The sequence below is a fragment of the Lacticaseibacillus pantheris DSM 15945 = JCM 12539 = NBRC 106106 genome, from assembly GCF_001591865.1.
Classification (GTDB): domain Bacteria; phylum Bacillota; class Bacilli; order Lactobacillales; family Lactobacillaceae; genus Lacticaseibacillus; species Lacticaseibacillus pantheris.
In genome coordinates this window covers 1-24,424 of the sequence record NZ_BCVS01000026.1, presented here as the reverse complement: position 1 = coordinate 24,424, position 24,424 = coordinate 1, and the positions used below count along the sequence as shown (strand labels likewise).

Here is a 24,424-nt window from a genome sequence, read left to right as displayed (position 1 = left end):
AACCCGGCCAACGCCGCCGATAACCACTACTGCAGCAATCCACGCCGCAGGGCCCGTAAGCTGCAACCCCGCCGCCACTTTGTCAGCACGGGCCCCAATTTAGTTGTCAGGTGACGGTCGATTTACCAACCGACTTTGCGTTACAATGATGGTTAGTTATTTGCCAACCAACGGAAGGATTTTTGCCATGCTCAGTAAGCGCGAGATGTTTGAAAAACTGGTCGAGCAGATCGACCTGGACCCGGGAATCACCAACGCCCCGGCGTTCAATAGCGCGACCGTCGACCAGGTTGTAGTGCACAAAGAGTCGCGGCGGTACGAGTTCACCTTTACGATGGGTGAAATACTACCCTTTGCACTCTTTAAGGAGTTCGGTAACACACTAGCGGCCGCGTTTAAGGATATTGCGTCCGTCACCGTACACATTGAGGTCGCCCATCCCCAGTATGACGAGGGCCTTGTGCGCGGTTATTGGGAGTACGTCGTGCAGCACGCGACCGTGGCCTCACCATTAGTGCGGCAGCAGTGTGACCGCGTTGTCCCGACCATCCAAGGTCACGACGTTACCATTAGCGTTGAAAACGACGTGGTGGCCCGCTTCTTTTCGGATCAAGGAATTCCTGCGCTTGAGGATGCGTACCACGATGTCGGCTTTGGTGGCCTACACATGCGCGCAGTGGTTGATCAGGCCGCAGAAGCCGCTAGCCTAGAGGCCTTTAACGCTAAGAAAGCGGAGGAAACCGCTGCCCTGGCGGAACGTGCGGCAGCGACCATCCAGCAGTCCAAGGCAGCGAATGCTGATCGGCAGCAGAACGTCAAGGTACAGCTAGGTCGTAATATCAAAGCCGATGATGAACCGCAACAGATGGTGACCATCAACGAAGAGGAACGACGCGTACTCATTGAGGGATACGTTTTCGACGCTGAGGTGCGCGAACTGCGGAGCAAACGCAAGCTGCTTACCTTTAAGATGACGGATTACTCCAGCAGCTTTTTGGTCAAGAAATTTAGTAACAACGCGAACGACGAGGCCGTCTTTGACCAAATCCATAAGGGTATGTGGTTGCGCGTGCGTGGTAGTGTCCAGGAAGACAGCTACAGCCGCGAGCTGACTGTTAACGCACAGGATGTGGTTGAGGTGAGCCACGCGGACCGCGAAGACACGGCCGAGGGTGAAAAGCGGATTGAGCTTCATCTGCACACCAACATGAGCCAGATGGACGCCATTCCCAGCATTTCGGAGTACGTGAACCGGGCAGCCGAGTGGGGCCATGAAGCCATCGCTGTCACCGACCACGCCGTTTTGCAGGCGTACCCTGAAGCCCACACGGCCGCAAGTAAGGCCGGCCTAAAAATGCTCTACGGGGTGGAAATTAACCTGGTCGACGACGGGACGCCGGTTGCGTACCGAGCGGACAAGCCAGCCGTACTGAATGACCAGACGTACGTTGTCTTTGACGTTGAAACTACCGGGTTGTCGGCGGTCTACGACAAGGTCATTGAACTGGCTGCGGTTAAGATGCGCGACGGTGCCGTGATTGATGAATTTGAAGAGATGATCAATCCCGGCTTTGCGTTATCGGACTTCACCATTAACCTGACCCACATCACTAACGAGATGGTTCAGCAGGGTGGTCAGGAAGCCGACGTGATGCAAAAGTTTATCGAGTTTAGCCAGGATAGCATTCTGGTCGGCCATAACGTCACGTTTGATGTGGGCTTCCTCAACGCGGCGTACGACCGGATGGGGGCGCCAGCAATTGACCAACCTGTCATTGACACATTGGAACTATCGCGTTCGCTACACCCTGAGTTGTCGAACCACAAACTGGATGCATTGAGCAAGCGGTACAACATTTCGCTGGAAAACCATCACCGAGCGAACGCGGATGCCGAAGCTACTGGCTACGTAATGTACGCGATGTTCAAGGAGGCTAACGAGCTTCACGGTTGGACTAAACTGAACGAACTGAACGCGCTGGTCGGTCAGGGTGACGCGTACAAGCGCGCCCGTCCGACCCACGCAATCGTCATTGCAAAGACGCAGGCGGGTCTGAAGAACCTCTTCAAACTAGCCAGCGAATCCATGACCCAGTATTATTACCGGGTTCCGCGCGTGCCACGCAGTCGTCTGAACGCGTTGCGTGAAGGGCTCATCGTCGGATCGGCCTGTGATCGTGGTGAAGTCTTTACGGCCATGATGCAAAAGGGGACGGCTGAGGCCGCGGATAAGGCTAAGTACTATGACTACCTAGAAGTACAGCCACTCCCTAACTACTCCCAGTTGCTGGAGGGTCAGTTAGTCTCTGGGCCGGCGCACCTGAAGGATATCATCGGCAAAATTGTGCAGATTGGGCACGACTTGGACAAGCCGGTGGTGGCAACCGGTGACCCCCACTACTTGGACGATCACGATGCTATTTACCGTCACATTTTGATTAACAGTCAGGGTGGTGCTAACCCCCTTAACCGTTACCCGCTACCCGACGTACATTTCCGGACTACGGACGAAATGTTGCACGAATTCGCCTGGATGGGTGCCGACACTGCACGGGAACTCGTTGTGACGAATACGCACGTGGTGGCAGATTGGGTGGATGCCGATATCACGCCCGTCAAGGATAAGTTGTACACCCCTGAAATTCCTGGGGTGAACGAGAACTTTGAAAAGGACGTTATGGTCACCGCCCACCAGTGGTACGGTGAAGAATTACCCGAGATTGTTGCCAACCGGATTGATAAGGAACTCAAGAGCATTATTGGCAACGGGTTCGCGGTGATTTACAATATCGCGCAACGGCTGGTATTAAAGAGTAACAAGGACGGATACTTGGTTGGTTCCCGTGGGTCCGTTGGGTCTAGTCTGGCAGCCACGCTGTCGGGGATTACCGAGGTTAACCCGTTGCCGCCGCACTACCGTTGCCCGGAGTGCCAGTACAGTGAGTTTTATACCAAAGGTGAGTATGGTTCCGGCTTTGACTTGCCCGACAAAAAGTGTCCGCAATGTGGGGCTGAGCTCATCAAGGACGGGCACGACATTCCCTTTGAAACCTTCCTGGGCTTCCACGGTGATAAGGTCCCCGATATCGATTTGAACTTCTCGGGTGACTACCAGCCAGTGGCCCACAACTACATCAAGATTTTGTTTGGTGAGGACCACGCCTTCCGAGCCGGCACTATCGGCACGGTCGCGGATAAAACCGCGTATGGTTACGTCAAGGCCTACGAACGCGATACGGGAAAGGTTTTCCGTGGGGCGGAGGAGGACCGGCTAGCCAAAGGGGCTACAGGCGTGAAGCGCACAACTGGTCAGCATCCGGCCGGGATTCTGATTGTGCCGTCCAATATGGATATCTTTGACTTCTCCCCAATCCAGTACCCAGCCGACGATCAAAGTGCGGCTTGGCGTACGACCCACTTTGATTTCCACTCCATCCACGACAACATTCTGAAAATGGATGTGCTGGGTCATGATGACCCGACGATGATCCGTATGCTCCAGGACTTGTCCGGGGTTAACCCTAAGTCAATTCCGACCGACGACCCGGGCGTGATGAAGTTGTTTTCCGGAACGGAGTCACTTGAGGTTACGCCTGAGCAGATTGGCACCAAGATGGGTACCCTGGGCATCCCGGAATTTGGGACACGCTTTGTACGGGGGATGTTGGAGGAAACCAAGCCGTCCACCTTTGCCGAGCTGCTGCAGATTTCTGGTCTTTCCCACGGGACTGACGTTTGGTTGGGCAACGCCGAGGAACTCGTGCAGAACGGTACCATCACCCTGAAGGACGTCATTGGTTGTCGTGATAACATCATGATGGACTTGATTCACTGGGGGATGGACGACTCGATGGCGTTCAACATCATGGAACACGTGCGTAAGGGTCGCGGTATTCCTGACGAGTGGCAGCAGGCCATGCGGGATAATGACAGCGTGCCTGATTGGTATATTGATTCGTGCCTGAAGATTAAGTACATGTTCCCGAAGGCCCACGCGACGGCGTACGTTATGATGGCGCTGCGGATTGCCTGGTTCAAGGTTTACTACCCGCTGGTGTACTACGCAGCATACTTCTCCGTCCGTGCGGAGGACTTCGACCTGGTAGCAATGTGTCGGGGCAAAGACGCGGTGAAGGCTGCCATCAAGGAAATTAGCGATAAGGGCCGGGATGCGTCCGCCAAGGAAAAGAACCTGCAAACCATCCTGGAGATTGCTAACGAGTGTCTGGAGCGTGGCTTTAAAATCAACATGGTGGACATTGAGCGTAGTGATGCGCACGATTTCCAGATTGTGGACGACCACACGCTACTAGCACCATTCCGTGCAGTTCCTGGTCTAGGTGAGAACGTGGCCAAGCAAATTGTGTCGGCGCGCGAAGAAACGCCATTCCTCTCCAAAGAGGATCTGGCTAAGCGGGCCAAGGTCTCGCAAACTTTGATTGACTACATGACCACGCAGCATGTCCTGGACGAGTTGCCGGATGAAAATCAGCTCAGTTTATTTGATAATCTGTTTTAGATAAGAATGTGTGAGAGTCGCAGACTTTTTGGTTTGCAACCACAAGCGTGGATCACCGGCAGTTGGATGCCGGTGGCCCACGCTTGTTTGCTATGTTTACTTGATGATTTTCGGGCGCGGTGTGTGGGTGCATTTTGCGACTCGCTGATGCATTTTTTGCCGCCACCATCAGCTATTAATGCAAATTATGGCGGAAATTTGGTGTTTTCTGTTTACTTATAAAAAGTAAGTGCTACAATAAATCTCGTAAACAAAACAACTTGCAACGGGAAAGGTGATCAATTATGACTTTAACAAATGGATACGAACAAAGTGACCGCGAAGAAAAGCTGAACATTCTGAACTTGCCATCCCTCGAGGGCGAGGCGAAGAAGATTATTCCTACCGGCGGCTTCGGTTATATCTTTGGTGGTGCTGAAGACGAATGGACGCTCAAGGAAAACACGCAGGCTTTCAACCACGCGCAGATCGTTCCCCGGGCGCTATCGAACATTGATCATCCGGACCTGAGCACCGACGTATTTGGCCTGCACCTCAAGACACCGGTAATGATGGCTCCAACGGCGGCGCAGGGTCTAGCTCACGCGAAGGGCGAAACTGATACTGCCAAAGGTGTGGCTGCTGTTGGCGGGCTGATGGCTCAGAGCACGTACAGCTCGACGTCAATTGCCGACACGGCCGCGGCTGGGAATGGCGCTCCACAGTTCTTCCAGCTGTACATGAGCAAGGATTGGACGTTCAACGAAAGTTTGCTGGACGAGGCCAAGAAGGCGGGCGTTAAGGCAATCATTCTAACGGTTGACGCCACGGTTGATGGTTACCGCGAGGAGGATATCATCAACAACTTCCAGTTCCCAATTCCGATGGCTAACCTTGAAAAGTTCGCTTCTGGTGACGGTAAGGGCCAGGGTATCGGTGAGATTTACGCCGCTGCGGCCCAGAAGATTGGTCCGGACGATGTGCGTCGGATTGCCGAGTACACCGACCTGCCGGTAATCGTTAAGGGCATTCAGTCCCCAGAGGACGCTTTGCGCGCGATTGGCGCTGGCGCGGCCGGTATCTACGTATCCAACCATGGTGGCCGTCAGCTTAACGGTGGACCAGCATCCTTCGACGTGTTGGCCGACATTGCTAAAGCGGTTAACCACCAGGTACCAATTATCTTTGATTCTGGTGTTCGCCGTGGAAGCCACGTGTTCAAGGCGTTGGCATCAGGCGCTGACCTGGTAGCATTTGGTCGTCCCGTTATTTACGGCCTGGCATTGGGCGGTGCTGAGGGTGTCCAGAGCGTCTTTGAAGCCATTGACCACGAGCTCGAAATTACGATGCAGTTGGCCGGCACAAAGACGATTGAGGACGTCAAGCACGCTCCGTTGACCCATTTCCAGTACAACGACTAATTCAGAATACTTGGGGACCGGCTCGTCACGTTGTGGCGGGCCGGTTTTTTTGCTTGGCTTTGGCAAGCAAAGTTTATTGGTGGATGTGGCTGGTCGTACTGGCGTGGTGGTTCCGGTTGCGCGGCTGACAAGCGGGGCGCTTGACAATGATTCTGGTATACGCGAAAGTAACGATATAAATCAAAAGTATGAAGACTACGGACGTTGTAATAATTTATGTATTGTTGTTATCGTCGAAAAGGGGGGCCGTAATGGAAAATAATACCGCTTTAGCACGCTTCATCACTTCTTTAGGAAGCCTAAACAATTACGGGAGTACAGTTCTACAAACTAAGCAAGCACTTGATGCGGGCACCACTGCGCCCCTCAGGCAAAACGCTGACGATATTGCTATATTCAGTGACGCATTAAAGGGTATTGCTGCAATTAAAGCGGTCGGATTCAGTACTGCCGGTATTATCGCAATTAACAAACAATTTGATTCGCCCTCGGCTGATCAGCCACGGATGCCAGGTCATCTACGTAACTCCTATTACAATGAAGATGACCGGATTGCGATTATTCTTGGTCAGAACCATAGACAAAGCTATATTCCGCCTGAGGTAGTGACGGCTGCTGATATTGATGGAATTGTGGGGCGTTTCAATAATTCCGGTCGGACTGAGCGTGATGCTTGGCGCGTATTTGCCGATTTGGCGGCACTGCAACCATTTCAAGATGGTAATAAACGTACTGCCCTCATTGCCGCAAACGCTGCGGCCGGAACACTTGCCAGCGGAAATTATTTAGTGCTTCCGTTCAACGATCTCGACCGAGCTGATTTTACAATTGCCTTGATGCGATACTATGTGGCTAACAATGCGGAAGAAAAATCTACTGCTTTTGAGCGTATGATGAGGTTACTGCCGAGCCCAGAAGACCGACAAAGCCAGCTGAACGAGGTGCCACCTGCTGAAGATACGGAAACAATTAACGCACCAACGCGCCGGTATAAGCCCCAATTCAAGGGTGGTGTTAACAGCGCTAACCGGGATTAAACTCTCAGGACTAGCGACAGAATGATATGCCTGGCCTGTGGCGATAGTAGCGGAGTGACGTCAATGCATGTCAGTTAAAATCTATCGTTGTAACCAAGGTGCGTGATTGTAGCAATAAAGAAACAACTGGTACTGTCTAAGCAGCAAATGCATGGGGAAGTTTGTACTAGTGTCGTCCGATCAGAAAATGTTATTGCGAAATTAGCTTGAGGCCGCAACTCACCGGCGCTGACAAGTGAATTTGCTTGCCACTAAGCATTTCCTGTGCTAAAATAATAATTGATTTTAAGACCTCGGTCGAGTGAGCAGCGATGCTCACTCTTTTTATTGCCGGGTGTCACGACCGAAAGGGGGCACAGTAATGAGTACGGTGGTTGATACGGTGACAGCAATTGTTCAGCCGATTGTTGACCGACACAACTTTTTCCTCACCGACATTGAGTTTGTGAAGGAGGGCGCGGGTTGGTACCTGCGTGTATACATCGACAAGCAGGGTGGCATCACCCTAGATGATTGTGTGCTGGTGAACGACGAGCTGAGCGAACAGTTGGATGCAATCGAACCTGACCCAATCCCGCAGGCCTACTTCCTGGAGGTCTCAAGCCCGGGTGCAGAACGTCCGCTGAAAACGGCGGAAGACCTGACCAACGCTGTGGGTGAGTTCATCCACATCAGCCTGTTCCAAAAACAGGATGGGCAGAAGGTCTTTGAAGGTACGTTAACGGACCTCACGGATACCGAGTTAACGTTGGCTTACAAAGTCAAGGGACGGCCACGCACGGTAACCGTTGCGCGGGATAACCTGGCCAATGCACGTCTGGCCATCGAGTTCTAGGTAAAGGAAGGATTAGCATGTCAAAAGAAATGATTGAAGCACTCGACGCTCTGGAGACCGAAAAGGGCGTTAAGAAGGAAATCGTCATCGACGCGCTGGAAACGGCTTTGCAGACCGCATACAAGCGGAACTACAACCAGGCCCAAAACGTTGAGGTGACCTTTGACGCCAAGAAGGGCGACATCAAGGTGTACGCCGTCAAGGAAGTCACGGGTGAGGTGTTTGATTCCCGTCTAGAGGTTAGCCTGAAGGACGCCATGGCGATTAACAAGGCTTACGAAATTGGTGACCACATCAAGTTTGAGGTGACGCCAAAGGACTTCGGGCGCATTGCAGCGCAGACGGCCAAGCAGGTCATCATGCAGCGGGTCCGCGAGGCCGAGCGCGCTAACGTGTACGACGAGTACTCTCAGTATGAGAACGAGATCATGCAGGGGACGGTTGAACGCAAAGACAACAAGTTTGTCTACGTGTCTTTGGGCAAAGTCGAGGCCGTGATGCCACGCTCCGACCAGATGCAGCGTGAAGACTACAAGATGCACGACCGCATCAAGGTCTACGTATCCAAAGTCGAGAACGCCACTAAGGGTCCGCAGGTTTTCGTTAGCCGGACTAACCCCGGTATGGTGAAGCGCCTGTTTGAACAAGAGGTCCCAGAGATTTATGATGGTACTGTTGAGATTGTGGGCGTTGCCCGTGAAGCCGGTGACCGTTCAAAGGTAGCCGTTCGTAGCACCAACGAAAACGTTGATGCCGTTGGGACCACCGTTGGCCCCCGTGGTGCCCGTGTGCAGGCCGTTGTTAACGAGCTGGCCGGCGAGAACATGGACATTGTGCAGTGGGAAGATGACGCGTCGGACTACATTGCTAACGCGTTGAACCCCGCTGAGGTTATCGCCGTGCAATTTAACGATGAGGACAACGAACGTAGTGCAACGGTCATCGTGCCTGATTACCAGCTGTCATTGGCAATTGGTAAGAAGGGTCAAAACGCCCGGTTAGCCGCAAAGTTGACTGGGTTCAAGATTGACATTAAGCCTGAGTCTGAAGTTGAATTCGTTGATGACGACGAGTTAACTGCGGAAGACGTGGCCGAAGAAACTGACGTTGCGGCGGATGACGCGGTGGCAACTGATGATGTGGCGGCAGACGTAACACCGGATGTTGATGATACTGATGACGCGGAAGCGACAGCAGACGCTACGCCAACCGACGATTAGGGGGTGGGCTAATGAAGCCACGTAAAGTTCCCATGCGTAAAGACCTACTGACTGGCACCATGCAGCCAAAGAAGTCGATGGTGCGCATCGTGAAGGTTGATGACCAAACCGTGGCCATCGACCCCACGGGTAAGCAGTCGGGGCGCGGTGCCTACGTTGCTTTGAACCCGGAAGCCGTCAAAGCGGCTCAGGCTAAGCACGTCATCGAGGGTGCCTTCAGCATGAAAATTGACCCGGCGTTTTATGACGAGTTATTTGCCTACGTTGACCACCAGAAGGCTCGCCAAGAGCTGTTTGGCCAGCAGGGATGAACCAAGAACGAGTAACCAACATGGTGGGCTTGGCTCAGCGTGCGGGGCAACTGGTTACGGGCACGGACTTTGTGCTTGCCGCCATTGCTGATCACCGTGCGCGGTTAGTCCTACTGGGCAGTGATGCTAGTGCCAACCTCACCAAGAAGATAAATGATAAGGGTAGCTATTACGACGTACCGGTGGCCAGTCCACTCAGCGTCGCAGAGCTCAGCGCCGCCATCGGCCACCAACGCAGTGTTGTTGCAGTGGCCGATGCGGGATTCGCCCAAGCGCTAAGTAAGCTACTGACCTAAAAGATCGGAGCGTGAAGAGATGGGCAAAAAGCGTATCTACGAATTTGCTAAGGAGAACAACGTCACGAGTAAAGAAGTTATTGAAGCCGCAAACAAGGCCGGCCTGACCGGTATTAAGTCCAGCATGAATTCCATTGATGATGGTGATGCTAGCAAGGTGAGTGCTGCACTGAAGGGTGCGTCCGCAACGACGGCGGCCCCAAAGGCACCAACTAGTTCTGCAGCCAGCGCAGCACCAGTTAAGGCCGCGCCCGCTAAAGAGGCACAGCCAGCTAGCGCCGCTAGTGCTGAGGCCAAAAAGCCGGGCACTAGCCACGCGCAGCACAAGAGCGCTGATGGTAAGACTTTGATTAGTCGCAGCGCTATTCGCCGCCCGGGTACGCAGAACAACCACAATGCGACCCGTAACCATAACGGCAATAACAACAGTGGCAACCGGAACCAGAGTAATGGTAACCGGAACCAGGGTAGTAACGGTAACCGTACCCAGAACGATAACCGCAACCGTAACCAAAACGGTGGTAATCGTGGTGGGAACAACGGCAATGCTACTCGTAACGACAACCGTCGTAGCGGCAACAACAACCGCAATGACAACCGGCGCAACGATAACCGTCGCGGTAACAACAACCAGGCTTCAGCACCAATGCCACGTGTTTCGCGCGCGGCGGCGGCGGCAGCGCGTCTTCGTCAGCACCAGCAGACGGAGTTCCGTGCTACTAACGCACCGATTGGCCGCTTTGAGGAACCAAAGCCACAGCGCCCGGCTCAGCCGTCGAGTGCAGCGGCTAAGTCCGCGGCAGCTACATCACAGTCCCGTCAGGCGCTATCGGCTGCCAAGCCAGCAGCTAAGTCAGCCGCACCCGCACGTTCGGCTGCCAGCAAGCCAGCTGCGTCCACGTCGTCCCGGCCAAAGCCAACGCGTCAGCGTAACTATGGTACTGGCCGTGAGACGCCATATAAGGGCAAGCGGAAGAACAAGAAGCGCCGTCAGCAGCGGACTGAACCAAAGAAGCCAATGCCACAGCGTAAAGACCGGCCGTTACCAGAAACTTTGGTCTTCAGTGAGGGTATGAACGCGCAGGAACTGGGTAAGATCCTGCACCGTGAACCAGCTGAAATCATCAAGAAGCTCTTCATGTTGGGGATTATGGTTAACCAAAACCAGAGTCTCGACAAGGAAACCATTGAGTTGATTGCTGAAGACTACGGTATTAAGTCTGAGGAAAAGGTTGAGGAAGACATCACCGACCTGGACAAGGTCTTTGAAGCCGAAACTACTTCTACGGAAAACCTGCAGGCACGGCCACCAGTTATTACCATCATGGGTCACGTTGACCATGGTAAGACGACGCTGTTGGACAAGCTGCGTCACACGCACGTGACTGAAGACGAAGCCGGTGGGATTACCCAGCATATTGGTGCTTACCAGGTTAAGTTGAATGACCGTCTGATTACCTTCCTGGACACGCCAGGACACGCGGCCTTCACAAACATGCGTGCTCGTGGTGCCGATATCACCGACATCGTGGTGCTGGTCGTGGCTGCGGACGATGGCGTGATGCCACAAACCGTTGAAGCCATCAACCACGCCAAGGCCGCCAACGCACCAATTATCGTGGCGGTGAACAAGATTGACAAGCCGGGTGCTAACCCGAACCGTGTAATTGAAGAATTGGCCGAATACGAACTGATTCCAGAATCATGGGGTGGCGACACCATCTTCGTCAACATTTCCGCCAAGTTCGGTAAGAACATCGACGAACTGCTGGAAATGATTCTTCTCGAAGCTGACGTGTTGGAGCTGAAGGCTAACCCTGACCAGAAGGCCGTTGGTACCGTTATCGAAGCCCGTTTGGACAAGGGCAAAGGCCCAGTTGCGACCGTGCTGGTTCAGCAGGGTACGCTGCGTGTGGGTGACCCAATCGTTGTTGGTAACACGTACGGTCGCGTGCGTGTCATGACCAACGATCATGGTCGCCGGGTCAAGGAAGCAACGCCAAGCACGCCAGTTGAAATTACCGGTTTGAACGACGTGCCACAATCTGCCGATAAGCTGATCGTCTTTGAAGACGAAAAGACCGCTCGTGCCGCTGGTGAAGAGCGTGCCAGCCGTGCCCTGGATAAGGAACGGCGTGCAGGCTCACACGTCACTCTGGACAACCTCTTCGAAACGATGAAGGAAGGCCAGATGAAGGAAGTTGACGTCATCATCAAGGCCGACGTTCAGGGTTCTGTTGAAGCCATTGATGGTTCGCTGAAGAAGATTGAGGTCGAGGGTGTCCGCGTTAACATCATTCACGAATCCGTGGGTGCCATTAACGAAAGCGACGTGACCCTGGCTAGTGCTTCCAACGCCATCATCATCGGGTTTAACGTGCGGCCAACCGCACAAGCCCGGGCTCAGGCCGAGCAGGAGGATGTCGACATTCGTCTGCACAGTGTCATTTACAAGGCCATCGACGAAATTGAAGCAGCCATGAAGGGCCAGCTGGATCCTGTTTACGAGGAAAAGGTGATTGGTTCCCTAACCGTCCGCGAAACCATCAAGGTCTCGAAGATTGGTACGGTTGCCGGTTGTTTGGTTGATAGTGGCCGCATTACGCGTGACTCCGGCGTACGCCTGGTTCGTGACGGTATCGTCATTTACGAAGGCAAGCTAGCGAGTCTACGTCGCTTCAAGGATGACGTCAAGGAAGTTAAGAGTGGGTTTGAATGTGGGCTCACCATCGAAAACTACAACGACGTTAAGGTTGACGACCAAATTGAAGCCTACACGATGGAGCAGGTGCCAGTTAAGTAGTCACGCTGTGGCAATCAGCCGCAGCAAACGGTAATTACCAGTGAGGAGGCAATCATCATGAAACATCGCATTGGACGCGTAGAGCAACAGATTCAGCGGGAGGTTGATGACATTCTGCTGAAGTTGGTCAACGACCCGCGTGTGGATGGGGTGACCATCACCGGTGTACAGTTAACCGGTGACCTCCAGCAGGCGACCATCTACTTTAGCGTGTTGGACGATTCACCAGCGCACGTTGAGGAAGTATTGGCGGGTCTGAACAAAGCTAAGGGCCTGATTCGGCGTGAAGTCGGTCGGCGGATCCGGTTGTTCAAGGTGCCGAGTTTGCACTTTGCTCAGGATACATCGGTTCAGTACGGTGCCCGGATTGACGAATTGTTGGCGCAGGCCAACAAGGAGGACGCCGAGACTGATGCTGAACAGGATCAAAATGAACCTAAATAGTCATTAACATTAACAAATAGTTTGTTATGCTAATGCGCGTTGAGCGCGGTTACCGTTATGGTGACCGCGCTTTTTCTGTTATTACTGTGAATATGGGTTATAAATGCACAAAAAGTCCATTGAAATTTAATCGAATTCACACTATTATTAATAATTAAGAAGTTGTGCCGTTGGTTTTATGTTTAGGCATCAACAGAATAATGAAGGGGGTATATTCGTGGAAGAGAAGGATGACGTATTACTAGATATTCAGCACCTACATACGGCCTTTCGTAACGGTGATGATTACTTTGATGCCGTGAACGACGTAAGTTTGGAGCTGCACCGCGATGAAGTACTGGCCATCGTGGGGGAATCTGGGTGTGGTAAAAGCACCCTCGCCACTAGCATTATTGGGCTCCACGATCCTCATAACACCCGCGTGACGGGTACGATTCAGTACAACACTTACAACTTAGTCGATCTTAATGAAAAACTGTACAACCAGTTTCGGGGCAAGGACATTGGCATGATTTTCCAGGATCCGCTGGCGGCTTTGAACCCCCTAATGCGGATTTGTGACCAGATTGCCGAAACGTTGGTTTACCACACGGATATGAACAAAGACGAGCGGCAACAGCGGGTGCTTGAGTTGCTGGACCAGGTGGGCATTCCCGAACCGAAACGGGTGGCACGACAATACCCGCACGAACTATCTGGTGGTATGCGTCAGCGGGTCGTGATCGCCATTGCGATTGCCTGCAAGCCACCGATTATCATCGCCGACGAACCGACGACCGCATTGGACGTGACGATTCAGGCACAGATTTTGGACCTCTTGGCTAACATTCAGAAGGAAAGTCACAGCGGTATTATCTTGATTACCCATGACCTGGGTGTGGTGGCCGAAGTGGCCGACCGTGTGGCAGTAATGTACGCTGGGCAAATCGTCGAACAGGGCACCGTGGGGGATGTATTTAACCACCCGCAGCATCCGTACACGCGCAGTTTGCTGCGGTCCATGCCGCAAGCGGACTCCGAAGACGATGAATTACACGTTATCCAGGGAACGGTGCCGGACTTGAAGCACATGCAGATTGACGGTTGTCGGTTTGCCCAACGAATTCCGTGGATACCGGCCTCTGCTCACGAAGAGCACCCCTCAATGCACGAAGTGGCACCGGGGCACCTGGTTCAATGTACGTGTTACCGCACATTCCACTTTGAAGATGACGACGTTGTTGCGGCCGGAGGTGTAGCTAATGGCACTAATTGAAATTAGGGATTTAAAGGTGCACTACCCCATCCGTTCTGGTTTCTGGAACCGGGTGACGGACCGCGTGCTGGCCGTTGATGGCATCAACTTTGACATTGAACCGGGCGAGACGTACGGCCTCATCGGTGAATCTGGCTCCGGCAAATCCACGACTGGTAAGGCAATTGTGGGGCTGGAAAAGGTGACCAGTGGGCAGATTCTGTATGAAGGTCAGGACATCACCAAGGCCCAGACCCGTCGCAATCTGCGGTACAACAAAGATGTGCAGATGATTTTTCAGGATTCACTGAGTAGCCTGAACCCGCGTAAACGAATTGCGGACATTATTGCGGAACCCATCCGTAACTTTGAAAACATGAGCGCCACCGAGGAACAGCACCGCATTAAGGAACTGCTCGACATTGTGGGGATGCCTCAGGACGCGATGTACAAGTACCCCTTTGAGTTTTCGGGCGGTCAACGTCAGCGTATCGGTGTGGCCCGAGCCGTGGCGACCAACCCGAAGCTGATCGTGGCCGACGAGCCAGTGTCCGCACTGGACCTATCCGTGCAGGCGCAGGTGCTGAACTTTATGAAGCGCATCCAGCAGGAATACAACATCGCCTACCTGTTCATTTCACACGACCTGGGCGTTGTGCGGCACATGTGTAAGAACCTAGCCATCATGCACCGCGGTCGGTTTGTTGAAATCGGTACGCGGGAGGACATTTACCGGCACCCACAACATATTTACACGAAGCGTCTGTTATCCGCCATTCCGGAGGTTAATCCCGATGAACGCGAGGCCGACCGCCAACACCGGCGGGCCGTGGAGGCGGAGTTCAAGCAGGAGGAGTCGCGTTACTACGGTGCCGACGGGCGGGTGCTGGACCTGCAACAGTTGTCCGCGACCCATTACGTTGCGCTGCCTGATGCGACTTTGGCGGCCAACAAGGGGGGCGTCGAGTAATGTGGAAGACAATTCTCAAACGCGTCCTGGTCATGATTCCGCAAATTTTCTTGTTGAGTGTGATTATCTTCATTCTCGCCAAGATGATGCCCGGCGATCCACTAACCGGCGCGATTACGCCGCAGACCGACCCGGCACAAATTGCCCACCTGCGCCAAGAGTACGGGCTGAACGACCCGTGGTGGATTCAGTATTGGCACTGGCTGATTAACCTATTCCACGGTGATTTGGGGCAAAGCTACTCCTACAAGCGCGCCGTGACCGGGTTGATTGGCGAACGTGCCGTTAACACCTTCTGGCTGTCACTGCTGACCCTGATCATTGTGTACGCAATTGCCATCCCTTTGGGTGTGATTGCCGGTCGGTATGAAGGCTCGAAGCGCGACAAGGCGATTCAGTTGTACTCATACGTGGGACTGTCTTTACCGTCGTTCGTCTTCTTCCTGTTCGGTATTTGGCTGTTTGGCTACGTGCTGAACTGGTTCCCGACGACCGGATCCGTCTCGCTCAGCGCTAACGGCGGCCTGGCCGTCATGCTGAGCCAGCTGCGGCACATGATTTTGCCAGCCATTTTGGCGGGTGTGCTGGGCACGTCCAGCATCATTTTGTACTTACGTTCCGGGGTGATTGACAACACGTCCGAGGACTTTGTCCGGACGGCGCGTTCCAAAGGGGTCCCGGAAAAGGTGGTTTTCAACCGCCATATTTTGCGCAACTCCATTCTGCCGATTGCGGCGTTCATGGGTAATTCCATTACCGGACTGCTGGGTGGGTCCATCTTTGTTGAAACCATCTTCAGTTACCCCGGGATGGGCCAACTGTTCGTCAACTCGATTGCGGGTCGTGACTATTCGGTCATTACCGCGCTCACGTTGCTGTTTGGCCTGCTGGCGCTGCTGGGTAACCTGCTCTCCGATATCATCATGAGCATCGTTGACCCACGCATTCGGATTGAATAGGAGGGGTGTTTATGTTTTCACGCAAGAAGCAAAATCCGCAGGTTGTCGCTGCGGGCGTCGCGAACGTTGACGCGGATACGCTGGTCACCCCCTCTGCAATGCGGGTGCTGGTACGTGAGTTTTTGAAGGACAAATTCGCCATCGTCGCGTTTTCCATTGCGGTGGTGATTATCCTGGGCGCCTTTGTGGGTGGCATCATCTGGTCCGCTGACAAAGTCACGACGGTGAATGTGCTCGACCGGTACCTGGCTCCCGGAGTGGACGGCCACATACTGGGTACGGACGCTAGTGGTCGGGATATGTTCCACTACCTGTTCGTAGCCGCACGGAACTCAATCTTCATTGGGGTTTCGGTCGCGATTCTGAACGAGTTGATCGGGATTGTCTTAGGAACCGTCTCGGGCTACTTTGGTGGGGCAATTGATAACGTGCTGATGCGCATCGTCGATTTCTGGATGGTGTTGCCGCACTTCCTGATCATCATCATCCTGGCCCAATTGGTCAACAATCTGGACCCGCTGAAGCTGGTGTGGATTCTGACCCTGTTCAGTTGGACGTCCACCACACGACTAATTCGCTCGCAGATTCTGACGCAGGCGAAGCGGGAGTACGTGATGGCCTCCAAGACGTCGGGGACGCCGAACGTGGTCATTATGTTCCGCGAGGTGTTGCCCAACATCAGCTCCTTTGTCATCACTGACCTGACGCTGACGGTAGCGAGTTCCATCGGTATTGAGACCGGGCTGTCCTTCCTGGGCTTTGGGCTACCCGCCTCACAGCCGTCTCTAGGGACGTTGATCGGGTACGCGAATGATCCCGTGACGATCATCGACTATTGGTGGGTGTGGTTGCCGGCAGCGGTACTGTTGCTGACGCTATCGTTGTCCATTAATGCGGTTGGCCAGGCACTGAAGCGTGCAGCTAACGCACGGCAGCGGCGTGGATAATTGCAAAAAAATTAAAATTGCGGTTGCATTTGTTAATAATGTGTATATAATTAGTTTGAAGTTAGAAATTATTAATTATTTGTGGGTAGTTACTTCGGGATTTTTTCTGGGAAGGGGATTTGAGAATGAAGAAACGTTCCAAATATATGGCGGGTGCGATGACCGCCGTTCTGGCATTGACCCTGGCGGCGTGTGGGTCAAATAGTTCAACGAGTACGAAGAGTGCTGTAGCATCAATGAAGTCGTCTACCACCAACAATAAAAAGGCGATTAAAGGTGGCACGCTGAGTGTGGCGGAGGTATCCAGCTCTCCAATCGCTGGGATCTTTGCTCCAGAGTTATCTGATAACGCTTCTGACGCCCAGTTCATGCAATTTGCCACTGAAAGTCTGTTTGGCGTTGGCAAGGACTATAAGTACACGGATAAAGGCGCCGCAACCCTGAAGCTGGACCGTAAGGCAAAGACAGCCACCATCAAGGTTAAGAAAAACGTTACCTGGTCGGACGGCAAGCCCGTTGTGGCCAAGGATGTGGAGTACGCGTACGAGATTATCGCGAACAAGAACTCCAAATCATCGCGCTATACTGACTCACTGCAAAACATAAAGGGTATGGAAGAATACCATTCGGGTAGTGCCAACAACATTTCTGGTATTACTGAACCAGATGGTGACAATGGTAAGACTGTTGTCCTCCACTTCAAGCAAATGAAGCCCGGGATGAAGCAGTCAGGCAATGGTTATATTTGGGAAAGTGCAGAACCGTACCACTACCTCAAGGACGTTGCGTTTAGCGATCTCGCTAAGAGCGACAAGGTTCGTAAAGACCCCGTGACGTTTGGACCATTTAAATTTAGTAAGGTTGTCAGTGGTCAGTCCGTCGAGTTTACTCGCAACAAGTACTACTACAAAGGCACGCCTAAGCTCAAGGCGGTTAATGTTGAGGTGCTGGCTCCTGCAAAGGCGGTTACCGCGATTAAGTCAAAGAAGTACGACATTGTGTTGGATACACCAGCATCACAATACAAGAATTACAAAAACGCGAAGGGCTACCAGATGGTTGGTCAGCAAGCTTTGCAGTACTCGTACATTGGGTTTAACTTGGGCAAATACGATACCAAGACTAGCACCAACGTTATGAATAAGAACGCCAAGATGAACAACCGTTCACTCCGTCAAGCAATGATGTACGCGCTGAACCTGGATGAAGTGGCCAAGAAGTTCTATCCTGGGGTTCGGACGCGGGCAACTACACTGATCCCGCCTGCATTTAGCTCTTACCACCTTGACAGCAAGGGTTACGCTTTGAACCTCAAGAAGGCTAAGAACCTCCTGGACAAGGCTGGTTACAAGAAGGGGAAGGACGGATACCGTACTGACCCTAAGGGAAAGAAACTGACCATTCACTTTGCTGTAATGCAGAATGATGATACCAGTGACGCAATGTACCAGGACTTCATCCAGCAGTGGAAGAAGGTCGGTCTGCGCGTTAAGCTCACTACGGGTCGCGCAATCGAATTCAACGCCTTCTACAACAAGGTCGAAAACAATACTTCCGACATTGACGTATTCGCAGCGGCATGGCAGTTAAGCTCCGAACCATCGCCGATGGACCTGTACTCCAAGGATGCCCCATATAACTTTAGTCGCTTTACCTCTAAGGAAAACACTAAGTTACTCGACGAAATCGACAGTGAGAAGTCGTTTGACACCGCATATCGTGTTAAGGCATTCAAGAAGTGGCAGAAGTACATGCTGAATGAAGCAGCCGTTGTTCCAACGCTGTATTACAACACGATTTACCCAACTAGCACCCGGGTTAAGAACTATGCAATCTCACCTGCTGACAAAGAGTATGCACAATGGCAAGACGTTGCGGTTACTAGCACTAGTCGCTAAACCGTGACCACCGCTCTACCAGTTTTCAAGATCGTAACGGCCCACCCCCATCTCGGGGTGGGCCGTTTGCGTTATCACCGATATTTAACTGTTGTCCGCGCACACCGTGAGCTATACTGTTCGGGGAGCGTTAGGGAACACGCGGGGAAAATATATTGGATTTCTGGAAGGGTCGATAATTAATTATGACTAACCGTTTACGAACGGGATTAATAATGCTGGGATCGTTAACGCTACTTTTGGCAGCTTGTGGGAGTAGGCAGGCTGCTGGCAAATCGCCGTCAATGCACGTGCGAACAACGAACAATCACACCGCGATTAAGGGTGGCACGCTTGACGCCGCCGTGGTCAGCAATTCTCCGTTCACGGGTACGTTTGCGCCGGAGTTTGCTGAGACTACCGTGGACCTCAACTTTGCTCAGTTTGGCTTGGAGCCCCTCTTTGGGGTCAACCGGGACTACACGTTCAACCAGAACGGGGCGGCGACGCTGCGGCTGAACCGTCACGCGCGTACGGCGACCATCAAATTACGCCGCAATGTGCGGTGGGCGGATGGGCACAAAGTGGTCGCAAAGGACGTCGAGTACGCCTACGAGATTTTAGCTAACAAGGCGTCAAATTCGTCTCGCTACACGGACGCTTTGGCTAACATTAAGGGGATGGCTGCCTACCACGCTGGCGCCGCGAAGAGTATCAGCGGTATCAATTTACCCCAAGGTGATAACGGGCGTACCGTTATACTGCACTTTAAGGCACTAAAGCCGGGCATGAAGCGGACCGGTAATGGTTACATCTGGGAGTACGCGGAACCATACCACTACCTGAAGAACATTCCGTTCGCCGACCTAGCTAAGAGTTCCCGTATGCGCAGTCAACTGCTGACCTTTGGCCCGTTCCGCATGACCAAAGTGGTTAACGGGCAGTCGGTGCGGTATGCCCGCAACCGTTACTATTACCGGGGGATGCCGCACCTCCAGCACGTGAACGTCGAAACGTTGGCTAGTAGTAAAGCTACCGCGGCGTTGAAGGCGAAGAAGTATGACGTGGTTTTCGGTATGCCCAGCGCGCAATACACGCACTATCGGCGTACATCGGGGTACACGATGCTCACGGATCAGTCAATGTCATACGATTATTTGGCATTTAACCTGGGCCACTTTGACCAGAAGACTGGGCGTAACGTGATGAATAAACACGCCAAAATGGCTAATCAGAAGTTGCGCCAGGCCATGCTGTACGCGTTAAATGTGGATGCGGTGGTCAAAAAGCTGTATCCGGGCACCAGGACGCGAGGCACCACGCTCATTCCCACTGCTTTTGGTCGCTATCACCTCCGGACTTCCGGGTACACTCTGAACCGCACGCGGGCGCGGAAGTTGTTGGATGAGGCAGGGTACCGGAAGGGCAAGGACGGCTACCGGACGGATCCTGACGGACACAAATTGACCGTGCACTTAGCCGTCATGCAGGGTGACGACACGAGCGACGCGATGTACGCGGATTTCATGCAACAGTGGCGCAAAGTGGGCCTGCGGGTGCGCCTCACTACCGGGCGACCAATCGAATTCAACTCCTTCTATAAGATGGTGGCGGCTAACCCCGCTACAATCGATATCATCGCGGGTTCGTGGTCGCTGGGGGCTGAACCGTCACCGATGGCACTGTACGGCCCCCAAGCGCCGTATAACTTTAGCCGCTTTGTTTCAAAGCGCAATACGCAGCTGCTTGAAGAAATAGACGGGTCGCGAGCGTTTAACGACGGTTACCGCGTGGCCGTATTCAAGCGGTGGCAAAAGTACATGCTGAATGAAGCTGCCGTTGCGCCGTTGACGTATGGCGTCACGGTGCTGCCGGTTAGTTCGCGGGTGAAGGATTTGTCGCTCAAACCTGATAACCATTGGGATGACGTTGCGGTAACGAGTGCATCCCGTTAATTAACGCTAATTAGGAAGGGGCCCGGCCATAATTCGCTGCTTCGAGAAAACGACGAACATCGACGCCGGCCGACTTCTGACCAATTAGAGTTATGGTGAGAAGCCTACCTACAAACGTGGACCACAATGCAGCTCCCTGTGTCTAACACAATGAGGCAGATATTCCTAAGTTCGGGAATATCTGCCTTATTACGTTAGTGCTCGGGAGCTAACTGCATTGTGGTCCACTCTCTTTTTACCGGCACAAAGCGATAGCCAGTGGGGGACTGCATAAGCTATAATGCATATTAGTACGAATTAAACGGGGGCCTGACGCATGGTACACTTAATCGAAAAATTATACGGCCCGTTCTTTGCGGCCAGTGACTGGCATGCCGCCGTCATGACCGGCTCCGGCTTACTGACAATCCTCATGTTGGCCATTATGGAATGTTTGCTGTCGGTCGATAACGCCGTGGTTTTGGCCGCCCAAACGCAGGGGCTCCACGACCAGAAATTGGAAAAAGAAGCCCTGGTGTACGGATTGTGGGGTGCCTACCTTTTCCGCTTTATCGCAATCGGTATGGGTACGTACTTGATGCGTTTTTGGGGCATTAAGGCACTAGGTGCAGTTTACTTACTGTACATGTCGGTGCACTTTTTTTACGAACAGCACCATCCTGAAAGCGCGAATGGGGCAAAGCAACCGCGTAAGCAACGCTCCTTTTGGGGCACCGTAGCGACGGTCGAGTTGATGGACATTGTGTTCTCGGTGGACTCCATCCTCACGGCTTTGGCCATCGATAATAACCCAGTGATTGTGCTATTGGGCGGCTGTATTGGGATTCTCGCGATGCGGTTTGTTGCGCAGGTAATGATTGGGCTCATTGCCCGGGTGCCGGAGTTACTTTACATGGCTTACGTGCTCATCGCGGTGATTGCGGTCAAACTATTTCTGAGCCTCCCCCAAATTGACATAGAGGTGCCCAACGTATTGTTTAGCGTCTTTGTGTTAGCGGCGTTTGTCATCACGATTCTATGGCACAACCACACGCAGAGGCGTCAACAACAGACAAAGGATTAGACGAATGGACGGATTACTACCAATTAACAAGCCACGCGGCATGACCAGTGCGGACGTGGTTTACAAAGTACGGAAAATTTTGCACATCAAAAAAATTGGGCACAGTGGCACGTTGGATCCGAACGTTGACGGCGTGTTGCCGCTAGCAATTGGGACGGCCACCAAGGCGATTACGCAGCTCCAAAGTGGAGGCAAGGTATACACTGGCGAGGTAACTCTGGGCTTTGCGACCACTACCGAGGATCTGGATGGCGAGGTGGTGACGCGCACACCGCTGACGGCTCCGATAGCAGATGATGCGATTGACACCGCTATGGCCACGTTTAACGGCGACATTATTCAGGTCGCACCGATGTACTCCGCGGTCCGCGTTAACGGACGGCGGCTATACGAATACGCGCGGGCTGGCGAAACGGTGGCCCGCCCGGAGCGCCACGCGCATATTAGCGAGTTCGTGCGGACTTCCGCAACCAGCTTTGATGCCGATGCTGGCACACAGTCGTTTACTTTTCGGGCAACGGTGAGCAAGGGGACATACATCCGCACTTTATCCGTTGATCTAGGTCGCAAGCTAGGCTTCGCGGCCGTGATGAGCCAACTGACGCGGCAACAAAGTGGTGGTTTTGCTCTGGCCGACAGCGTGACGTTAGAGCAGCTAGCGCAGGCAGCTGCGGACGGCACCGTGGATACTTTGATTGACGGGGTGGATTGGGCGTACGGTGAGCTACCAGCACTTGATTTAACCGACGCCCAGTGGCAGATTGTGCAGCACGGACACTCGTTTTTAACTCAGGAAACCACGGCGCCACGTATTCGTGTGTATCGCGATAACGTCATGAAGGGGATTTACCGGTTCGTCGACGGGGCGTACAAACCCGAAACGATGTACTTAGGCAACACGGTGCCACGCGCGACTCGCAGTGGCCGCCGGCACCAAGAATAGAGGGATTGTAGTGCAAAGAATTGATATTACGCGGCCATTAACCGATGCTGAGATACCAGGAGAGCCAATTGTGCTGGTGCTGGGCTTCTTTGATGGCCTACACCGGGGTCACCAGGCGGTTATTCGTCGTGCCCGCGAGGAGGCCGATAAGCGGCACGCACCGTTGGCATTAATGACGTTTAACGTGCACCCGTCAGTAGTGTATGGTGATGCCGACGAGGCGACCTTTAAATACTTATCAACGCTCCCGCGCAAGGAGGAGTTGGCAGCAGGTTTAGGGGTCGACTTGTTCTACGTGGCGCACTTCACGCCGGAGTTCGCCCGCCTGGGGCCGCAGGCATTTGTGGATCAGTACCTGGTGCGCCTCAAAGCGGCGGTGGTCGTAGCCGGCTTTGATTACACGTATGGCAAGCGCGATGTGGCCAACATGGAGTTACTCCCCGGCTACGCGCGCGGGCGGTTCGACGTGATTACGGTTCCTGAGCAGACAATGCAGGGCAACAAGATTAGCTCAACGCGCATCCGCACGGCGCTGGCTGGCGGCGATATTGACGCGGCCAACGAGCTGTTGGGTTACGGTTACCAGACGACGGGCAAAGTGGTCCACGGTGAGGCCCGCGGGCGTGAGTTGGGCTTTCCGACGCTAAATATCGAGACACCCGTACACGAATGGGTCCCCGGGGTCGGTATTTATGTAACGCGGGTCCGTGTGCGCGGCCAGTGGTACGGGGGAATGGCTTCGGTCGGTTACAACGTGACTTTTGGCGCTGGACGTGCCTTGACGGTGGAAATAAACCTGTTCGATTTCAGCCAGGATGTGTACGGCGAGACGGTCACCGTTGAGTGGTACCACCGTTTACGCGGCGAGGTGAAGTTTGACGGCGCTGCGGGACTGATTAAGCAGTTGCACCAGGACGAGGCGAACAGCCGGACATACTTGGCGCAACATCCACAAGTATAGGTAGAGGACACCCGCTGATGATGGCGGGTGTTTTTGATTGCAAGTGGCTGGTCGGAATGAACTGATGGCGGAGGTGGAGTGGGCGTTGGTCATGACCGGCTACAGGCCTCACGCTCTCGCCCGTGTAAATGGTTATCAAATAACCGTTACGGCCGAATTCCCTATAAATGCTAGTAGATTTACGGATAGTAGTTTATAGTCCTTGTTCCAAGGTTTGCTTGACTGATTATTTGGATTGCTTGGCATGGAAAATAATTTCATCATTCCTTACAATCAAGTCATTTAGAGATTTCGAGTTTTCGAAGAATTGATGGTTACTTTACTATTTAACTAGAAACTGTGTGGCGTTTGGGGTGGAGGCGTCGTGTCCGGAGACGTGGTTGCTGTGACCCCAGAGCGCCCTAGGAGCGCAGCGACGTAGGGCGGCAAAGTTTATAGACCGAGTGGTTTTCTCGGGCTATAAACTTCGTGGGAGGCCGGAACGGCCGGAGCGTGCGGGTATAGCAATCACGGCGCAGGACGCGTAAGCCGTAACCCCAAACGCCGCACACAGTTTCTACCACTAACCCACTAACCCACTAACCCACTAACCCACTAACCCACTAACCCACTAACCCACTAACCCACTAACCCACTAACCCACTAACCCA

At 53.3% G+C, this 24,424-nt stretch carries 19 protein-coding genes; all 19 read left to right on the top strand.

What is annotated here, in order from left to right:
- The first annotated feature begins 187 nt into the window (after nt 1-187).
- The 19 genes from LPA02S_RS04450 (at nt 188) to ribF (ending at nt 23,774) form a co-directional block, all read left to right on the top strand.
- Nucleotides 188-4,519: a PolC-type DNA polymerase III gene (locus tag LPA02S_RS04450; RefSeq protein ID WP_056956407.1), complete on the top strand. Its 4,332-nt coding sequence runs from the start codon at nt 188-190 to the stop codon at nt 4,517-4,519.
- A 284-nt stretch (nt 4,520-4,803) separates the two neighbouring features.
- Nucleotides 4,804-5,919: a lactate oxidase gene (locus LPA02S_RS04445; RefSeq protein ID WP_056956406.1), complete on the top strand. Its 1,116-nt coding sequence runs from the start codon at nt 4,804-4,806 to the stop codon at nt 5,917-5,919.
- Nucleotides 5,920-5,968: 49 nt separating this feature from the next.
- Nucleotides 5,969-6,181, top strand: a complete 213-nt coding sequence (locus LPA02S_RS11635) for a hypothetical protein (protein WP_156302069.1) — start codon at nt 5,969-5,971, stop codon at nt 6,179-6,181.
- The gene (locus LPA02S_RS04440) at nt 6,171-6,956 is read left to right on the top strand and encodes a Fic family protein (RefSeq protein WP_054649800.1); all 786 of its coding nucleotides are present in this window, start codon (nt 6,171-6,173) and stop codon (nt 6,954-6,956) included. The genes LPA02S_RS11635 and LPA02S_RS04440 overlap by 11 nt, the downstream gene beginning before the upstream one ends.
- 361 nt (nt 6,957-7,317) lie before the next feature.
- The gene (gene rimP / locus LPA02S_RS04435) at nt 7,318-7,791 is read left to right on the top strand and encodes a ribosome maturation factor RimP (RefSeq protein ID WP_054649801.1); all 474 of its coding nucleotides are present in this window, start codon (nt 7,318-7,320) and stop codon (nt 7,789-7,791) included.
- A 17-nt stretch (nt 7,792-7,808) separates the two neighbouring features.
- Nucleotides 7,809-9,011, top strand: coding sequence for a transcription termination factor NusA (gene nusA / locus LPA02S_RS04430; RefSeq protein ID WP_056956405.1), 1,203 nt, complete (start codon nt 7,809-7,811; stop codon nt 9,009-9,011).
- Nucleotides 9,012-9,022: 11 nt separating this feature from the next.
- A complete protein-coding gene (gene rnpM / locus LPA02S_RS04425; RefSeq protein WP_056956404.1) occupies nt 9,023-9,322 on the top strand; it encodes an RNase P modulator RnpM in 300 nt (99 codons plus the stop codon).
- A complete protein-coding gene (locus LPA02S_RS04420; RefSeq protein ID WP_054649803.1) occupies nt 9,319-9,618 on the top strand; it encodes a YlxQ-related RNA-binding protein in 300 nt (99 codons plus the stop codon). Before rnpM ends, LPA02S_RS04420 begins: the two co-directional genes overlap by 4 nt.
- Before the next feature lie 19 nt (nt 9,619-9,637).
- Nucleotides 9,638-12,421, top strand: a complete 2,784-nt coding sequence (infB, locus tag LPA02S_RS04415) for a translation initiation factor IF-2 (RefSeq protein ID WP_054649805.1) — start codon at nt 9,638-9,640, stop codon at nt 12,419-12,421.
- Nucleotides 12,422-12,478: 57 nt separating this feature from the next.
- Nucleotides 12,479-12,865 carry a 30S ribosome-binding factor RbfA gene (gene rbfA / locus LPA02S_RS04410; protein ID WP_054649807.1) on the top strand — a complete coding sequence of 129 codons (387 nt, stop codon included), beginning with the start codon at nt 12,479-12,481 and terminating at the stop codon, nt 12,863-12,865.
- A gap of 178 nt (nt 12,866-13,043) precedes the next feature.
- Nucleotides 13,044-14,120 (top strand): ABC transporter ATP-binding protein, encoded by a 1,077-nt coding sequence (locus LPA02S_RS04405; protein ID WP_054649809.1) that lies wholly within the window; start codon nt 13,044-13,046, stop codon nt 14,118-14,120.
- Nucleotides 14,107-15,069: an ATP-binding cassette domain-containing protein gene (locus tag LPA02S_RS04400; RefSeq protein WP_056956403.1), complete on the top strand. Its 963-nt coding sequence runs from the start codon at nt 14,107-14,109 to the stop codon at nt 15,067-15,069. Before LPA02S_RS04405 ends, LPA02S_RS04400 begins: the two co-directional genes overlap by 14 nt.
- Nucleotides 15,069-16,028, top strand: a complete 960-nt coding sequence (gene opp4B, locus LPA02S_RS04395; protein ID WP_056956402.1) for an oligopeptide ABC transporter permease — start codon at nt 15,069-15,071, stop codon at nt 16,026-16,028. Before LPA02S_RS04400 ends, opp4B begins: the two co-directional genes overlap by 1 nt.
- 11 nt (nt 16,029-16,039) lie before the next feature.
- Nucleotides 16,040-16,975 (top strand): ABC transporter permease, encoded by a 936-nt coding sequence (locus LPA02S_RS04390; RefSeq protein WP_054649811.1) that lies wholly within the window; start codon nt 16,040-16,042, stop codon nt 16,973-16,975.
- Between the two features lie 125 nt (nt 16,976-17,100).
- Complete coding sequence (locus tag LPA02S_RS04385) at nt 17,101-18,873, top strand: oligopeptide ABC transporter substrate-binding protein (RefSeq protein ID WP_056956401.1); 1,773 nt, start codon at nt 17,101-17,103, stop codon at nt 18,871-18,873.
- Between the two features lie 185 nt (nt 18,874-19,058).
- A complete protein-coding gene (locus LPA02S_RS04380) occupies nt 19,059-20,807 on the top strand; it encodes an oligopeptide ABC transporter substrate-binding protein (RefSeq protein ID WP_082405357.1) in 1,749 nt (582 codons plus the stop codon).
- 316 nt (nt 20,808-21,123) lie between these two features.
- Nucleotides 21,124-21,870 (top strand): TerC family protein, encoded by a 747-nt coding sequence (locus tag LPA02S_RS04375; protein WP_056956400.1) that lies wholly within the window; start codon nt 21,124-21,126, stop codon nt 21,868-21,870.
- 4 nt (nt 21,871-21,874) lie between these two features.
- Entirely contained in the window at nt 21,875-22,813 is a 939-nt protein-coding gene (gene truB, locus LPA02S_RS04370; protein WP_056956399.1) for a tRNA pseudouridine(55) synthase TruB, read from the top strand.
- Between the two features lie 10 nt (nt 22,814-22,823).
- Entirely contained in the window at nt 22,824-23,774 is a 951-nt protein-coding gene (gene ribF / locus LPA02S_RS04365) for a riboflavin biosynthesis protein RibF (protein ID WP_054649827.1), read from the top strand.
- Nucleotides 23,775-24,424: the final 650 nt, after the last annotated feature.

Bases quoted from the DNA above. Each gene is read 5' to 3' on its own strand.
- LPA02S_RS04450 (WP_056956407.1), top strand. From the start codon at position 188: ATGCTCAGTAAGCGCGAGATGTTTGAAAAACTGGTCGAGCAGATCGAC.
- LPA02S_RS04445 (WP_056956406.1), top strand. From the start codon at position 4,804: ATGACTTTAACAAATGGATACGAACAAAGTGACCGCGAAGAAAAGCTG.
- LPA02S_RS04440 (WP_054649800.1), top strand. From the start codon at position 6,171: ATGGAAAATAATACCGCTTTAGCACGCTTCATCACTTCTTTAGGAAGC.
- rimP (WP_054649801.1), top strand. From the start codon at position 7,318: ATGAGTACGGTGGTTGATACGGTGACAGCAATTGTTCAGCCGATTGTT.
- nusA (WP_056956405.1), top strand. From the start codon at position 7,809: ATGTCAAAAGAAATGATTGAAGCACTCGACGCTCTGGAGACCGAAAAG.
- rnpM (WP_056956404.1), top strand. From the start codon at position 9,023: ATGAAGCCACGTAAAGTTCCCATGCGTAAAGACCTACTGACTGGCACC.
- LPA02S_RS04420 (WP_054649803.1), top strand. From the start codon at position 9,319: ATGAACCAAGAACGAGTAACCAACATGGTGGGCTTGGCTCAGCGTGCG.
- infB (WP_054649805.1), top strand. From the start codon at position 9,638: ATGGGCAAAAAGCGTATCTACGAATTTGCTAAGGAGAACAACGTCACG.
- rbfA (WP_054649807.1), top strand. From the start codon at position 12,479: ATGAAACATCGCATTGGACGCGTAGAGCAACAGATTCAGCGGGAGGTT.
- LPA02S_RS04405 (WP_054649809.1), top strand. From the start codon at position 13,044: ATGTTTAGGCATCAACAGAATAATGAAGGGGGTATATTCGTGGAAGAG.
- LPA02S_RS04400 (WP_056956403.1), top strand. From the start codon at position 14,107: ATGGCACTAATTGAAATTAGGGATTTAAAGGTGCACTACCCCATCCGT.
- opp4B (WP_056956402.1), top strand. From the start codon at position 15,069: ATGTGGAAGACAATTCTCAAACGCGTCCTGGTCATGATTCCGCAAATT.
- LPA02S_RS04390 (WP_054649811.1), top strand. From the start codon at position 16,040: ATGTTTTCACGCAAGAAGCAAAATCCGCAGGTTGTCGCTGCGGGCGTC.
- LPA02S_RS04385 (WP_056956401.1), top strand. From the start codon at position 17,101: ATGAAGAAACGTTCCAAATATATGGCGGGTGCGATGACCGCCGTTCTG.
- LPA02S_RS04380 (WP_082405357.1), top strand. From the start codon at position 19,059: ATGACTAACCGTTTACGAACGGGATTAATAATGCTGGGATCGTTAACG.
- LPA02S_RS04375 (WP_056956400.1), top strand. From the start codon at position 21,124: ATGGTACACTTAATCGAAAAATTATACGGCCCGTTCTTTGCGGCCAGT.
- truB (WP_056956399.1), top strand. From the start codon at position 21,875: ATGGACGGATTACTACCAATTAACAAGCCACGCGGCATGACCAGTGCG.